This window comes from Variovorax sp. JS1663 (genome assembly GCF_002157355.1).
Lineage (GTDB): Bacteria > Pseudomonadota > Gammaproteobacteria > Burkholderiales > Burkholderiaceae_C > Variovorax.
On the sequence record NZ_LYMK01000087.1, the window covers coordinates 1 to 14,742 of the forward strand.

At 69.3% G+C, this 14,742-nt stretch carries 10 protein-coding genes; 2 read left to right on the forward strand and 8 right to left on the reverse strand.

Translation table 11 applies throughout. The annotated features are described in order from the left end of the window. Positions 1-945, forward strand: a 945-nt coding sequence (locus A8M77_RS34155; RefSeq protein WP_238137074.1) for a phosphate acetyltransferase, incomplete at its 5' end; no start/stop codon positions are given. A gap of 124 nt (positions 946-1,069) precedes the next feature. Further along, the gene (locus tag A8M77_RS34160; protein WP_086925917.1) at positions 1,070-1,765 is read left to right on the forward strand and encodes a hypothetical protein; all 696 of its coding nucleotides are present in this window, start codon (positions 1,070-1,072) and stop codon (positions 1,763-1,765) included. On the opposite strand, the gene A8M77_RS34165 is transcribed toward A8M77_RS34160, so the two are convergent. The 8 genes from A8M77_RS34165 to A8M77_RS34200 all read right to left on the reverse strand — a co-directional run bounded on the left by A8M77_RS34165 (position 1,766) and on the right by A8M77_RS34200 (position 14,542). Beyond that, a complete protein-coding gene (locus tag A8M77_RS34165) occupies positions 1,766-3,001 on the reverse strand; it encodes a hypothetical protein (RefSeq protein ID WP_202820697.1) in 1,236 nt (411 codons plus the stop codon). Then, positions 2,998-4,488: a Dyp-type peroxidase gene (locus A8M77_RS34170; RefSeq protein ID WP_086925918.1), complete on the reverse strand. Its 1,491-nt coding sequence runs from the start codon at positions 4,486-4,488 to the stop codon at positions 2,998-3,000. Before A8M77_RS34170 ends, A8M77_RS34165 begins: the two co-directional genes overlap by 4 nt. 34 nt (positions 4,489-4,522) lie before the next feature. Further along, complete coding sequence (locus tag A8M77_RS34175) at positions 4,523-5,821, reverse strand: hypothetical protein (protein ID WP_143694878.1); 1,299 nt, start codon at positions 5,819-5,821, stop codon at positions 4,523-4,525. Positions 5,822-5,825: 4 nt separating this feature from the next. Further along, positions 5,826-6,272, reverse strand: coding sequence for a hypothetical protein (locus A8M77_RS34180; protein WP_086925920.1), 447 nt, complete (start codon positions 6,270-6,272; stop codon positions 5,826-5,828). A 59-nt stretch (positions 6,273-6,331) separates the two neighbouring features. Then, positions 6,332-8,194: a GMC family oxidoreductase gene (locus A8M77_RS34185; protein ID WP_086925921.1), complete on the reverse strand. Its 1,863-nt coding sequence runs from the start codon at positions 8,192-8,194 to the stop codon at positions 6,332-6,334. A gap of 4 nt (positions 8,195-8,198) precedes the next feature. After that, on the reverse strand, positions 8,199-10,721 hold the full coding sequence (locus A8M77_RS34190; protein ID WP_086925926.1) for a hypothetical protein: 2,523 nt from the start codon (positions 10,719-10,721) through the stop codon (positions 8,199-8,201). Between the two features lie 175 nt (positions 10,722-10,896). Continuing rightward, the gene (locus tag A8M77_RS34195) at positions 10,897-12,897 is read right to left on the reverse strand and encodes a 3'-5' exonuclease (RefSeq protein WP_086925922.1); all 2,001 of its coding nucleotides are present in this window, start codon (positions 12,895-12,897) and stop codon (positions 10,897-10,899) included. Between the two features lie 40 nt (positions 12,898-12,937). Next, a complete protein-coding gene (locus A8M77_RS34200) occupies positions 12,938-14,542 on the reverse strand; it encodes an MFS transporter (protein ID WP_086925923.1) in 1,605 nt (534 codons plus the stop codon). Between the last annotated feature and the right edge of the window lie 200 nt (positions 14,543-14,742).

Consider the following 14,742-nt stretch of genomic DNA (forward strand, 5'->3'; position numbering starts at 1 on the left):
CCCTCCCCCTCCACCCACCCCCACTACGACCGCCTGATCGCCGCGGCGCGGCAGTTGCCGCCGCTGCGCGTGGCGGTGGTGCATCCGGTCAGCGAGGTCGCGCTGCAGGCCGCGCTGGAGTCCGCGCGGCTCGGCCTCATCACGCCGCTCCTGGTGGGGCCGCGCGCCAAGATCGAGGCTGCGGCCAGGGCGCTCGGCGCGAGCCTGGACGGCGTGACCATCGTCGACGCGCCGCACAGCCATGCCGCGGCCGATGCCGCAGTCGCGATGGCACTCAAGGGCGAAGTCGACGCGCTGATGAAGGGCAGCCTGCACACCGACGAGCTGATGGGCGCGGTGGTGCGCCGCGAGGGCGGCCTGCGCACCTCGCGCCGGATCAGCCACTGCTTCGTGATGGACGTGCCCGGCCATGCGCAGCCGCTGATCATCTCGGACGCCGCCATCAACATCGCGCCCACGCTGGAGGAGAAGGTCGACATCGTGCAGAACGCAATCGACCTGGCCCATGCGTTGCAGATGCCGGCGGTGCGCGTGGCCCTGCTCTGCGCGGTGGAGACGGTGAACCCCAAGGTGCCCTCCACCCTCGACGCGGCGGCGCTGTGCAAGATGGCCGACCGCGGCCAGATCACCGGCGCGCAGCTCGACGGCCCGCTGGCGATGGACAACGCCATCGACGCCGAGGCCGCGCGCATCAAGGGCATCGTCTCGCCGGTGGCGGGCCGCGCCAACGTGTTGATCGTGCCCGGGCTCGACGCCGGCAACATGCTGGCCAAGAGCCTGAGCTTCCTCGCGGGCGCCTACGCCGCGGGCATCGTGCTCGGCGCGAAGGTGCCGATCATCCTGACCAGCCGGGCCGATTCGGAGGCCGCGCGGCTGGCCTCCTGCGCGGTCGCGTCGATGGTGGCCAAGGCGGCGCGGGAGCGCCTGATCAAAGCCGTCGGTTGACCTGTTGAAGGTCGCAGTGCCCTGACAAGCCGTGAGGCTTTCCGGGTTCGTCCTAGACCCCGTCCCGCGCGACACGTTGCCCAATACGTGCGCCGCGATCGGCGTCAAGAAAAAGGAGATCTTCATGTCCAGACCTGCATTGCTCGCCGTGGCGCTTGCCGGCGCCACCCTTGCCCTTGTCACCGCCTGTGCCACGGGCACCATGGGCTCGGCATCAGGGCCATCCATGAGCTTCTTCATCACCAGCGCCGGCAGCGGCAAGGGCGCGGACCTGGGCGGCCTGGCGGGCGCCGACGCGCAGTGCCAGCGGCTTGCGAGCGCGGCAGGCGCCGGCGGAAGAACCTGGCGCGCCTACCTCAGCGTCCCGCCCACCTTCCCACAGGGCAACAACCCGGGCGTCGCCGCCATCAACGCGCGCGACCGCATCGGCACCGGGCCCTGGTACAACGCCAAGGGCGAGCTGATCGCACGCGACCTGGCCCATCTGCACGACGGCAACAACATCAGCAAGGCCACGGCCCTCGACGAGCGCGGCAATCCCGTCAAGGGCCGCGGCGACAACCCCAACGAGCACGACATCCTCACCGGCTCGCGCGCCGACGGCAACGCCTTCGCGCCGCAGACCGACACCACCTGCGGCGCCTGGACCAAGAGCGGCGCCGACGGGTCGGCCATCGTCGGCCATCACGATCGCAGCGGACCGATGCCGGAGGAATGGGCGAAGTCCTGGAACTTCTCGCACCAGTCGGCCGGCTGCAGCCAGGAGGCGCTGGTGCGCACCGGCGGGTCAGGCCGCTTCTACTGCTTCGCGGCGAGATAACTACTCGAAGACCTCGTCCCCACCCGGCTCGCAGTGCGGCACGGCGTTCATGTCCTGCCGCAGCTTCGACAGCGTCCAGTACATGCGCCGCCGCGCCCGGCTCTGGTTGCCCAGCGGCCGGTGCTCGGCGATGGTGTGCCAGGGGTTGTAGGAAAGCTTCTTCGCGAAAGCCATCTGCGCCGGCGAATCGAAGCGCTGCCGCGGGATGCGCAGCGTGGCCACGCTGACCCTTGGCGACAGCTTCTCGGGCCACAGTACGCCCGCGTTCTCGATCGGCATGAGATGGGGGTCGGTCTGCATCTGCAGGCGGATGTCCAACTCCACGTCGCGCTGCGCGAGCGTCTTCACCATCGCCAGGCGCAGGTAGTCGTCGGGCGGGCGCAGCGGCAGGCGCGGGATGGGCGTGCGTGCCGTCGTCTTCGGCCACACCGAGTACTGCATGGCCTGGCCCTCGCCCAGGAGGTAGGGTACGCAGCTGAAGTAAGGCGCCTCGAAGGGGCTGGACTGCGTCTTGATGAAGAGCGACTGCATGACCAGGTCCAGCACGTGCGACTCGCGCAGGTTCACGAAGTAGAAGATCTGCGCGTTCTTCATGCTCTCGATCTGCAGCGCGGCATTGGCCTTCACATCGGGCGTCACGAAGGTGGGCGTCGACACGCCGAACATGTCCAGCGTGTGCTGCTCGTCCTCCATCAGCTTCGGGCCGGGCACGCCCAGCAGCTTGATGCTGATGCTCATGAAGCCCACGTCCTCGATGTCGGGTGTGATGTAGGGGCCGGGGCCGGAGAAGCGCACCCAGGCGCGGAAGGTCTGCGGCCGCGCGTAGATGCCGCGCTTCATGTGCGCCGGGATGTCGTCGTGCACGATGAACTCGCCGCGCACGATGCCCTGGGTCTTGGTGTTGCCGCCGCGCTCGAAGCCGCCGGGCTTCCACAGGTCGCGCATCTGCTGCGTGAAGCTCTCGACGATGGAGTCGACGAACTTCGCCTCGTCGGGCAGGAGCCGCTCCTCGGCGATGGCCAGGCCCTCGTTCGGGCGGCGGCCGTTGATCAGCGCGGTTGTCAGGCGTGCCAGCGGGTCGCGCAGCAGCGCGTCGAAGGCCGGGCGCACGAAGGGGTCGAAGCGGCGTTCCAGCCGCAGCAGGGCCATGCCCGAGTCGCTGACGAAGTTCTTCAGGGCCGAGCCGGTGTTCGCCCGCGGCGCCGGCCGGCTCGCGTTGGAGTTGTCGTTGTTCATGTGTCTTCCATCTCCGACAGGTAGCGCAGGGCGCCGAGGCCGGGCAGGAAGAAGTAGGCGCCGCCCTGCACGGTCACGAACTGCGGCAGGCCGGCGATGCAGCGGTCGGGGCCGGTGGCGATGGGGATGGAGAAGCCGGCGGTGGGCCGGCCATCCAGGCCCGGCAGCCGGTGCCCCAACAGCGGGTCGGCCTCGCCGGAGAGGCCGTCGAAGCGCGTGCCGGCCATCCACGCGCCCTGCACGAATTCGAACTGCCGCGCGATGTTCGCGCCCAGGCAGATGAAGTGAAGGCCCGTCGCCTCGCCCGGCGCGCCGCCATACTTGCGCCCGCGGCGCAGCAGCCGGTGGAAGCGGGTCGATGCGACCAGGTCCGGTCGCCGCGGGTCCGCGCCGAAGCCCAGGCGCCGCCACAGGCGCGCCAGCGGGTTGTCCCAGCCGGGCGGCAGGTCGGCATTGCGCGGGTTGGCGCGGCGGATGTGCGCCCCCATGGGACAGCGCAGGCCCTCCGGATCGCCGCCGTAGGTGAAGCCGTTGAGCGCCTGGTTCCTGGTCTCGATGCCGTCGATGGACTCTTCGCCCGGTCCCACCAGGGGCTCGCCCTTGTCCATGGTGCGCCCGACCATCGCCTCCGCCAGTTGGCGGCGCAGCGCGAGGTTGGCCCCGGCCTCGCGGTCGAGGAACTGCCAGAAGCCGCCGACGTCCTGCTCGAGCTGCCGCAGCACGAGGTAGCTGCCGTTGCGGCCCAGGTCGGCCTTGCCGGGAAGGTCTTCGGCCCGCGGCAGGCGCGCGCGCGGATCGCGCCCGGGCTCGAGCAGCGGCCGGTCGGTGTAGGCACCGTATTCGTTCGGATAGCCCAGCAGGAACTCGCCGAGGCAGGTGCGGTTGCTGAACTCGAACTGCTCCTCGTCCCGCGCAGGGCGCCGACGGTCCCAGTCGACCTCCGGTTGCGAGATGCCGTCGAGGAAGCCGAAGGGCTCGGTCGGTCCCAGCGTGGCGGTGCGCAGGCAGCCTTCCTGCAGCGGCAGGAAAGCCTCCGTGCATTCGGCGAGCACGCCGGCCAGCCAGGCGTCGATCGCTTCGGCGGAGTCGGCGTAGAACATCAGCATCACATGCGGCACGTCATAGGAGCGGCCGCCCCAGCGCCAGCCGCCGGGATCGTTGGCGCCGAGATCGCCCAGCCGCCGGGCGCGGCTGGCATCGCTGCTCATGCCGGCCACGAACTCCGGCGAGAAGCCGAGGACGACGTCCTTGGTCAGGCCCAGCTTGACCAGGCCCGGCGCGCTGAAGGCGACCTGCAGCGCCGTGTCCGGCGGCGGGCGGCTTGCCTGCGCGCTCGTGACACGCGTCGCGGCCAGCCACCGGCGCGCGGCCTTGGCATCGCGGATGTGCAGCAGCAGGAAGCAGGCCTGGCGCAGATGCTTGTAGCCGTAGCGCACCAGGCCCTGGATGTCCTCGAACTCGACGGCGCGCGGGGGAGCGGTGCTCACTGGAGTACCTTCGCCTTGGGAGCGGCCCGGCGGCTCATAACAGCCTCAACCATGCCAGGGCCTCGGCGTCGCTCATGCCCACGCGATCGAAGCCCTCGCGGATGCGACGGTTGCGCTCCAGGTCGCTGAGCGTGAGGCCGGGGTAGGCCTTGTACCAGACCTGCGTGGGCAGTTGGTGCCCGCGCTGGTAGTACTTGAAGGGCAGCTCGCGGCGGGCACCCTGATGGATGAGCCAGGCCGTGCGCGGCCAGCCGAAGCCGTTGCTGAACACCAGGTTCAGGCCCCAGGCGACCTTGTTGATGAAGTCGTCCATGTAGGCCTCGTGGCTGCCGTCGTAGTTGCTGGCGAACAGCACCCGGGTCTTGTTGTCGAGGAAGACCCAGTGCGCGAAATGGATGGTGCGCACGCGCGCCAGGTGGCCGCGGCCGAAGACGTGGCGGCAGGCCCAGGCGATCAGCCACAGCAGCACCTGCACCAGCATGCGCCGGAACCAGCCGGGCTTGACGGCGCCCAGCGCTGTGAAGCTGTTGCTCAGGTCGTGGTCCTCCAGCTCCTGCATCTCTCGCACCGCTTCGGGGTCGGGGCGCGGACAATATTCCGGGTCGCGCGTCTCGTGCCGGCGCAGCAGCCAGAGGACGACGGGCAGCGACAGCACCACGAGCGGCGACAGCAGCAGCGCGGCCGCCGGCAGCGCCAGCGCATGCAGCGCGTTGCCGATCCACCAGCCCCGCGGCGTGGGCGCGGGCGGCGTCAGCAGCAGCCGGCCGGCGGCCTGCTCGGTGCGCACGAAGTTCAGCAGGTCGCGCCGCAAGGCCAGCGGGTCCACGGCTGCATCGCGCATGCCGCGCGGCACGCGCGCGGCGAGCGCCTGCTGGAGCGCGCTTTCCTCGCGGATCTGCTGCACGGTGCGGCCGATGCGGTTGACGTAGGGGGCCGCCACCGGGCGGTCGTGATCCAGCAGCCAGTCGAGCAGGTCGTCGCGCACGTCCAGGCCGCGGCAGTGCGAGAAGATGCGGCGCATCCCCTGGCCTGCGTGCTGCACCATCTCGGCCAGCAGCGCATCCGCCGGGCCGTCGCAATCGCCCATGAAGACCAGGTAGGTCGGCAGCCGGGGCCGCGGCAGGCCGAACTCCTCGAGGTTGCCCATGGTGGCGTCGCCCAGTACCGCCAACCGCGCGAAATGCAGACGCGGGAAATCGCCGAAGGGCAGCACGGCATTCGCGCGGTCGGCCAGGCCCGGCTTCTGGTTCATGCCGTCCAGCAGCTTGCGCAGGCCTGCTTCGCGTCCCGGGGCAATGGCTGCGACAACCACGAAATGCGATTGAGGGGTCACTGCATCAGGGTCTCGTGTCCTCGAAGCGCAGGCAGAAGTCGATCAGCCGCTCTTTGCCCCAGTACACCTTGCCCAGGTAGAAGGCGGGCGAGATCAGCCGGATCTCGTCGCGGATCCAGTGCGCCACCACCGAGGTCTTCGAGTAGTCCAGCACGATGCATTCCTTCTGGTCCAGCCAGCTGTCCCCCTTGTAGACCTTGGCGACGATGGCCTGGATGCCGAAGGGGCTGACCTTGTTCTTGAGCACGCCGTTGGCCGGGTCGAAGACCTTCCCCTGCCAACCGAAGAAGTTGATCATCTTCGCGATGGACTCGGTGTAGCGGGTGCCCGGGGCGATGATGGCGGTTCCGTCCGCCTCGCCGGCAGGAATGTCGCCCGACGGGCTGGCGGTGAACAGCTCGTCGAGCTGCTGCTGGGACATGTCGAGCAGTTGCTGTACGTCGTAGGCCATGCGCCATCTCCTCGAGTGAAGACCCGTCCGCAAAAGTGTCGGCCCCGGGTCGGAGGCCGTCAATGTGCCGAAAGTGGTGTGCGCGCCGCCGCGCTCAGCACCGCATCCGCCGCCTTCTCGGCCACCATGTAGACCGCCGAGGCGACGAAGAAACCGGGAATCCGCGGGAACACCGATGCATCGACCACGCGCAGCCGCGGCACGCCGTGCACGACGAAGTCGGCGTCGAGCACGCCGCCCTGCTCTTTCGGGCCGATGGCGCAGGAACAGGAGGCGTGGTGGCCCCACGCGGTGTCGCGCACGTAGGCGGCCAGGTCCTCGTCGCTCTGCACGGCCGGGCCGGGCGCGATCTCTTCCGCGATCCAGCCCTTGGCCAGCAACGGCGCGGTCATGCGGCGCACCGAGCGGATCGCCTCCACCACCGCGCGCAGGTCCTCGCCTCCCGGATCGTCGGCCGCATCGAAGTAGTGGAAGTCCAGCAGCGGCATGTCGCGCGGATCGGCCGATCGCAGCCGCACCGTGCCGGCACGGTTGCGCGTGTGGGCCTTGAGCACGGCCCAGGTCAGCTGGTCGGGATGGTCGCGCACCAGCGCCGAGAAGCCGGGGAAGTAGCCCTCGAAGCGGGCCAGCAGCGCCATGCAGAACAGGTCGGGCTCCTCGCCCGGCCGCATCGCGGCGCTGGAACGCTGCACCACGCCCAGCGCCGCGCCGTTGGAGGCGTACATGCCCACGCGGCCTTCCTGCCAGCGCCGCCACAGAGTGTCGTGGCGATCGAAGCGCGCGCCTTCCAGCACTTCCCAGGGGCGGCGCATGCGGTGCGTGAGGGCGATCTCGTAGCGGTCCTGCAGGTTGCGGCCCACGCCGGGCAGCTCGGCACGCGGCGCGATGCCGTACCGTTGCAGCTCTTCGGCCGGGCCGATGCCCGAGAGCATCAGGAGCTGCGGCGTGTTGAAGGCGCCGCCGCAGAGGATCACCTCGCGCCGCGCCCGCACCTCGCGACGCTGCCCTTGTGCGGTGCTCGGCGCCGCGTGGGCCCGGTAGAGCCGCGCTCCCTTGAGGTACTCGATGCCGCAGGCCGCGCCCGTCTCGTCGAAGAGCACCCGCGTCGCCAGCGCATCGAGCTCGATGTGCAGATGTTCCGGATGCCATTCCGCCACCTTCAGCAGGCGCTCGCGGATGCCGGTGCGCCGGTGGTCGGCGGTGGACATCGGCGTGTAGCAGATGCCCTCGAAGCTGCCCGGCCACAGCCGCCGGGAATTCGGGTCGCCCAGCCCGCCGCGCACCCAGCGCAGCGCGCTGCGCACGGGTGTGGGCAGGCTGCGCGTGAACACGCCGGCGGTGTCGCGCAGCACGCGCAGCAGGCCGTCGTCGCCGAGCACCGACAGCGGGATCGCTTTCTCGGTGCGCAGCCAGCCGCCCCAGCCGTGGCCGGTCGGGTCGAGCCCCACGTGGCGCAACGCGCGCCACAGCGGACGGTGCCCGCAGTCCTCGATGCGCTGCGCATAGCGGCGCATGCGCGAGGCGCGCCAGGAACGGTCGCCGGTGAGCCGCGCGATGTGGTTCCAGTCCGAGGCGTGAGGCAGCATGAAGATCATCGCGTTGTGGGCGCTGCACCCGCCCAGGGCTGCCGCCCGCGGGTAGAGCACGCCCTGCCCCGCCTCGTACTTCCAGTCCCGCGCCTGCCTCGCCTCGTCGGCGTAGTGGCGCACGCGAAAGTTCCAGCTGATGGCCGGGTTCTCGCACGCGAAGGCATGGAAGGCCGGCACGTCGTAGTCCTCCGGCAGGCGCGCGGCCGGGGCCCGGGGGTCGCCGCCGGCCTCGAGCAGGAAGACGCGCATGCCGGCTTCGGCCAGCCGCGCGGCGAGCGTGCCGCCGCCGGGGCCGGAGCCCACGATCACGTAGTCCCACTCGCGCTCGGGCATCGGCTCAGAAGGTCTTGAGGAAGGCGATCAGCGCGCGCTTGTCCTCGTCGCTGAGTTCGGGCTCGCGGCCGAAGGCGCGTTCGTCTTCGCTCAGGCCGTCCTGCCGGTTGAACTCGGCGGTGCCGAAGTAGTGGCCGCGGTTGACCACGAAGTCCGGGCACTTGCTCAGCTGCATCATCGGCTCGCGCAGCCGCGCGAAATGCGAGCGCAGCTGGTCGTCGTCGGCGCCGGCGGGCGCGCTCTTCAACGCCTGCCTGAGCTCGACCAGCAGCTTGCCCACGTCGCGCACGTGCGTGGCCTTCTCGTGCAGCGTGTCGCCCTCGGCGCGCAGCTTGAGGTTGGCCAGCAGCGCCACCGGCACGCCCTTGGGGATCGGCCCGAGCACGATGTCGCCGTCCTGCTCCACCAGCCACGGCAGCCAGCGGTGCAGCGTGCCCTGCAGCGGCTGCAGCGCCTCGGGCACGAAGCCGGTGGGCACCGTCACGGTGCTGCGCTCGGTGGTGCGGTCGATCAGGCCGCCGATCTTCTCGCCCAGCATCGGATCGCGCTCGCGCCGCTCGGGCCACAGCATCTGCTCGATCGAGCCCTGGAAGCTGCGCACGCGCGCATCGACCGAGGGATCGATGTCGAAGGGCCCGACCGTGTTGTTCAACAGGAAGGGCGCGGTCGACCAGGCGCCGATCAGCGAGGGCACGCGCGTGTAGCCGCGCCCGCCGGCCGGCATCGCGTAGGGCCGCGGCTCGCCGGTGAAGGGGTCGCGCAGCGTCACCGTGCCGACCGAGGGCAGGCTCTTGTAGGTCTGCGAGGAGAAGTCGTTCCAGATGTTGCCGGCCAGCGCATTGGTGGCGAGCGGGCTGCAGATGTTGGTGCGCAGCAGCGTGACCGGGATGCGGGCGTCGGTCGAGAGGTAGTTGCCCTGCAGGAAGTCCGGCGCCTGCACGATCGCGCGCATCTGGGCCTTGTACTCGTCGGTCTGGGTCCATTTCCAGTAGCGCTTGAAGCAGTCCACGTAGCCGGGCCCCGCGCACTTCGCGGCCGTGAGCTCCAGCGCGGGCGGTGGCGGCGGGCCCTTGCTCGAATGGCAGCGCGCGCAGGTGTCGGCAAAGGCGCTCCTGCCGCGTTCCAGTGTGGCCGCGTCCGCGCCGAGGTGGGCGCTGCCGCCCGGGGCGTCCTGCAAACGGTCGGGCCGCGCCGCCTTGAGGAAGAAGAGCGCCGTGTCGGGCGTGCCGGCCTCGGTGGCCTGCCAGTAGCCGGAGTTCTTCTGCGCGGTGGCGATCGGGATCGGCGTGATGGTCTTGCCGCCCACCACCGGGTTGAAGTGCAGCAGCCATTCTTCGCTGAAGAGGCCGATGTTCAGGTACACCCGGTTGAGCGCGCCCAGCAGGCCGACGGAATCCGCGCCGTCCTTCAGCACGTGCGGCGTGCGCACCGCGTCGGGCTTGGTGAAGAACTCCAGCAGCGGCCCGCTGGTGACGAAATCGTTGAACTGCTTGTTGTTCAACTCCCCGCCGGCCAGCTTCTCCTGTCCGATGCGCTTGGCCATCTCCAGCCGCCCGCCGAACTCGTAGACCGCGTTCATGGTGCGCGGGTTGTTGATGCTGTCGGTGGAGACCAGCGAGGTGTCCATGCTGCCCGGGCGGTAGGTGTGGGCCAGCTGGTACATGTAGTTGGTGCGGCCCTCGGGCTTGTTGGCGTTGTAGATGAAGAGCCGGTCCACCCACATGTACTGCGCGCCCACGGAGGAGCTGAGGTTCTCGAACTTCGGATTGTTCGGGTCGGCCGGCGGCTTCACCGGGCTGGGCCCGATGTGGCAGAAGCCGCAGGACATGCCGACGCGAAAGGGCCGCACCAGGTCCTTGCGGTTGTAGTAGCCCGGGTCGGTGTAGTAGCGCTCGGCGTCCCACTCCTTCGCGGCCTTGGCGTCGAAGTCCGGGTTGGGAAAGAGCCGCAGGCCGGCGATGCCGGTGCCCCAGCCGTAGAAGGAGCCGACCGGCTGCGTGCTGCCGTCGCCCAGCGACTGGCCGCGCGAGCCGATCTTCACGCCCGGGTACTTGCTCTCGTTCTCGAAGGGGTCGGGTCCGCAGTCCTTGCTGCGCGCATCGAGCCAGAGGCCGCGGCGGTTCTTGTCGGGGCCGGTGGCGGCCTCGAAGCAGGGCTCGTTGACGAGGCCGAAGTAGCTCCAGCGGTTGGCGCGCGAGTAGCCGAGGCTGGGATGGGTGCTCACCACCTTCAGCAGGTCGAAGGCGCCGAAGGTGTAGTCGGTCATCTTCGACCAGAAGCGGTCGTTGCCGCCGCTCCACACCAGCCACATGTTGCGGCCCCTGACCTCCTCCGGCGTGAGGGCGATGCCGCCGTCCATGTCGCGGAAGTAGTCCTCGGTGGCGTGCGGGAAGGAAGCGCCGTCGCGGCCGGCCCGCCGGGCCTCGTCGAGCACTTCGCCCGGCTGCGGCCCACGCGAGCAGGCCGCCAGGATCAGGACGACTGCCAGCGGCGCCAGCGTCGCCGCACTGCAGCGTCTTGGGATCATGGCCATTCCTCCTGCGTCCGACAACGTCGGTGAACGGGCGATCACGACGCGCAGTGTGGGCGGGGGCGATGGGGTTGACTATCGGCCATGTGGGCTAACCAAAGGTCGTAGGCCGTCATGGCGCGCGGCCCGCCGACGACGCGCGCCGTCGGTGCAGCCCGCTGAAAACGCGGTGCTAGGCCGCTGACCTGGCCGAGGACGTATAGCCCATCTTCTGCACGAAACGACTGGGCCGGTCGGTGCTCGCGAACATCGTCAGGAATCGCCTGGCGCGGGTGATCCCGACGTAGAACATGTTCTGCTCTTCCCGGTCCGATGCCGTCGGCGCTGGAAACTCACCGTGGGCCAGATACGGCATGACAACGTGATCGAACTCGAGGCCCTTCACGCTGACGACACTGGCAATCACCAGGCTGGCCGTCTTCTTGAGCTGGCGCTGCTTCTGCTCGGCGTCATTGAGACTGTGGAAATAGTCCAGGGCCGTGTTGAACTTCATCGCCGCCCGCCTGAGGCCCTCGAGGTTGCCGAGTGCATCCTGACGCCGCTGCCTGGAGACGTAGACCTCCTTGACGAGCGCTTCCATGTTCAGCGCTTGCAGGATGTGGCGCAGCAGGTCCGGGCCGCTCTGCTCCCGCGCGATCTTCACCGACACCTCGAGCCGCCTCCTCATCGTGGGCTCGGCCGTCCGCAGCACCTGGTTCTCGAAGAAGTGGGTCAGGAATCCTGGCGCGGCAGTCACGCTGCGGATCGCATCGGCGAGCAGGGCTTCCTGGCTTTCATGTTCGCGACCCTTGACCTCGATCCTGCTGCCGCTGAAGAAGAAAAGGGCTTCCATCACTTTTTCGCGCGTGCGGTCATCCGCAACGCTGCCGATGCTGTCGGTTGCCACGGCCAGCAACCCACGCACGAACAGCACCTCGGGGCGCGTCAGGTAGCTGTCGAAGCCCGCCATGGTGTAGGGCATGCCGCTCTCCAGCAGCGCGTTCTCGATGGGCACCGTCTGGTAAGAGTGCCGCAGCAGGATGGCGAGTTCGTTCATCCTGGCCTTTGGCGTGGCTTGCCACGCCTTCGCGGTGTCGACGACCAGCTTCGCGCAGTCTTCCCCGGTGTCGTAGCCGTCGAGCAGAAGCTTGGTGTCGTGGGGCGACTGCGTGCTGTACGGCTTCTCTGCGATACGCCCCGCCTTGGTGGCGAGCGAGCGGCCGAACCGGTAGCTGTGGGTCAACGGATAGCGCCGCACGCTTCGGCGGGTGCAGTCCTCGATGGTGTTGCCCATGAAGCGCGCATCGGCACCGGTGGCTTCATGAAGGACCTGATCGAAGTCGCCCACACCGCAAAAGTAGCTGGACGTCGTGTTGAGCAGTTCCTGCAGCACCCTGAACATCGCCTGGTTCAGGTCGTGCATCTCGTCGACCACCAGGACGCGGGTCGAGAACGGCCAGGCGCCGAGCCCCTGCACCGACTCGTCCTCGTACAGAAGACGCGCCAGGTCGTACGTGGCGTCCAAGGGTCCGCGAAACAGCGGGCGGTCCGCGTTCTCCCGGCGGCGAATCCGCTCATACGCCAGAAAGATCCTGAGCTGTGTGTATTCGACACCGATCGCCGCCGCATAGTCCGGCGACACGGCGCTGTCCCCGCGCTCCAGCGTGTCGCGCATGGTTCCCTTCAGCCACGTGCCGACTTTCAGGAACTCCTCGACCATGCCGCTGTCGCCCAGGGAGGGCATGACGAGCTCGGAGCGCCATCGTTCGCTCTCGTTCTCCTCCACCCGTTTCACGGCCTGCCAGACGAAGGGGCGAAGTTGCTCATCCTGCGCGTAGACCGGAACCTGCGCGCCGAGAATCTCGTCGAGAAGCTGCACGCAGAAATCCTCGAAGGTCTGGATTCGAAACCGGTTGACCACGTTGTGAGGCACACCGATCTTCGCGAGGGCGCCCTTCAGCGCATCGCATGCAGGCTTGGTGTAAGTGAGGGCCAGGAACAGGTCGGGACTCGTGCCCCGCCGCCAGCTTTCCGCCATGCGCAATGCCAAGGTCGTCGTCTTCGCGGCGCCCGCATTGGCTTCGACGATGATGGTCCGATCCGTGGCTGTCTGGATCGCCAATTGCTCATCGGTGGGCTGGATGGTCTTCGGCTCGAATTGAACTTCTCGGGAGGAAGCGGCGCTGGTGGTCATGTATCGATCGTCGGGAGTGGCGGCATGTTACTTCTCCGACCTAAGGCAGTTTCGCCACCACGGCCCTCCCCTCCACCGGCCCTCGCCCGATCATCACCCACGCGCTCAACGCACTCAGCAGCGCCAGCCCCGCGCAGATCAGCATCACCCACCGGAACCCCGCCACGAAAGACGCCGCCACCGCAGCCTTGAGTGCCGCCGCGGTCGTCCCGTCGATCCCCGGTGGCAGCTCGGCTCCAGCCAGCTTGCTGCGCTGCCCCTCGAGAAAGGCGCTGGCCTGCGCCGAGGCACCCGCTTCCCGCAAGCCGTCTGCCAGCACCGCATCGAAGACCCATGCCATCACCACCCCGAACACCGCGATCGCCAGCACCGAGGCCGCGCGCGAGACCGCGTTGTTGACACCCGAGGCGACACCCGCCGCCTCCGGCCCGACCGCGTTCATCACGGTGGTGGTGAGCGGTGCCACGGTGACCGTCATGCCGAAGCCCAGCACGACGACGGCCGGAAAGAAGGCCGTCCAGTAGTTGACCCCGACGCCCGGCACCGCGAACAGCGCGAAGCCGGCCGCGGCGATGGCCGGCCCCACCACCAGCGGCAGCCGGGGGCCGAATCGATCGACCAGTTGCCCCGCCCAGCCCGAGAGCGCGAACATGATCAGGATGAAGGGCAGCAGCGCCGCGCCCGCCACGGTCGCGGAGTAGCCCTGGACCTGGATGAGGTTCAGTGGAAAGAAGTACAGCCCGCCGCCCAGCGCCGCGTACAGCAGCAGCGTCAGCAGGTTGGCCCCGCCGAAGTTGCCGATGCGCATCAGGCCCAGCGGCAGCATCGGCGCGCGCACGCGCCCCTCCACCTGCACGAAGACCAGGCTGGCCACGATGCCGATGGCCAGGGCCGCCAGCACGGCCACCGAGCCCCAGCCCTGGGTCGGCGCCTCGATGAAGGCATAGACGATGCCGCCCAGCGCGGCGGTCGCGAGCAGCGCGCCCCAGGCATCCAGCCCGCTGCCGGCGGCGCTGCCGCGGCTCTCGGGCACGTGGCGCCACACGATCCACAACACCACCAGCGCCATCGGCACGTTGACCAGGAAGGCCCAGATCCAGGAATAGTGGTCGACCAGGAAGCCGCCCAGCACCGGCCCGATCGCGGCCGTGATGCCGCTCGCGCCGGACCAGGTGCCGATGGCGCGGCCGCGTTCCTTCTCCTCGAAATTGGCGCTGATCAGCGCCAGGCTGCCCGGCACCAGCAGGGCGCCGCCGATGCCCTGCACCGCACGCGCGGCGATCAGCTGCTGCACGCTGGCGGCGAGCGCGCAGCCCACCGAGGCCAGCGCGAACACCATGACGCCCAGCGCGAAGATGCGCCGCCGTCCGAACAGATCGCCCAGCGAGCCGCCCACCAGCAGCAGCGCGGCCAGGAAGAGCGCGTAGGACTCCACCACCCACTGCGCCTGGAAGGCCGTGGCCTGCAGATCGCGCTGGATCGCGGGCAGCGCCACGTTGACCACCGTGCCGTCGATGAAGGCCATGCTCGAGCCGATGATGGCCGCGGCCAGGACCCAGGGCTTGGAGGTCTGCGGGCATGGCGTGGCGTCGCAGCCATGCCGGATCAGGGCGTCGTCGCCCGGGGGCTTGCCGATCTGACTCATGACGCGAGTATGAGCCGGTCCGGGGACTGGGGCGCGACCAGGAATTACCGCTCAGCATTGTTTCCGAGTTGACACCGCAACAATTGATCAGATTCTTCTGAGCAGAACTGCCCCAGAATCGCGCCCCGCAACGGGAGCGAGGCAGCAACAACGCTGAAGCCATGAGCTTGATCTCCCCGGATGCACAGGGAGATCAAGAA

What these genes read in the sequence shown, in the direction of transcription:
- A8M77_RS34190 (WP_086925926.1), bottom strand. Translation starts at nt 10,721, where the DNA reads ATGATCCCAAGACGCTGCAGTGCGGCGACGCTGGCGCCGCTGGCAGTC.
- A8M77_RS34200 (WP_086925923.1), bottom strand. Translation starts at nt 14,542, where the DNA reads ATGAGTCAGATCGGCAAGCCCCCGGGCGACGACGCCCTGATCCGGCAT.
- A8M77_RS34180 (WP_086925920.1), bottom strand. Translation starts at nt 6,272, where the DNA reads ATGGCCTACGACGTACAGCAACTGCTCGACATGTCCCAGCAGCAGCTC.
- A8M77_RS34185 (WP_086925921.1), bottom strand. Translation starts at nt 8,194, where the DNA reads ATGCCCGAGCGCGAGTGGGACTACGTGATCGTGGGCTCCGGCCCCGGC.
- A8M77_RS34195 (WP_086925922.1), bottom strand. Translation starts at nt 12,897, where the DNA reads ATGACCACCAGCGCCGCTTCCTCCCGAGAAGTTCAATTCGAGCCGAAG.
- A8M77_RS34165 (WP_202820697.1), bottom strand. Translation starts at nt 3,001, where the DNA reads ATGAACAACGACAACTCCAACGCGAGCCGGCCGGCGCCGCGGGCGAAC.
- A8M77_RS34160 (WP_086925917.1), top strand. Translation starts at nt 1,070, where the DNA reads ATGTCCAGACCTGCATTGCTCGCCGTGGCGCTTGCCGGCGCCACCCTT.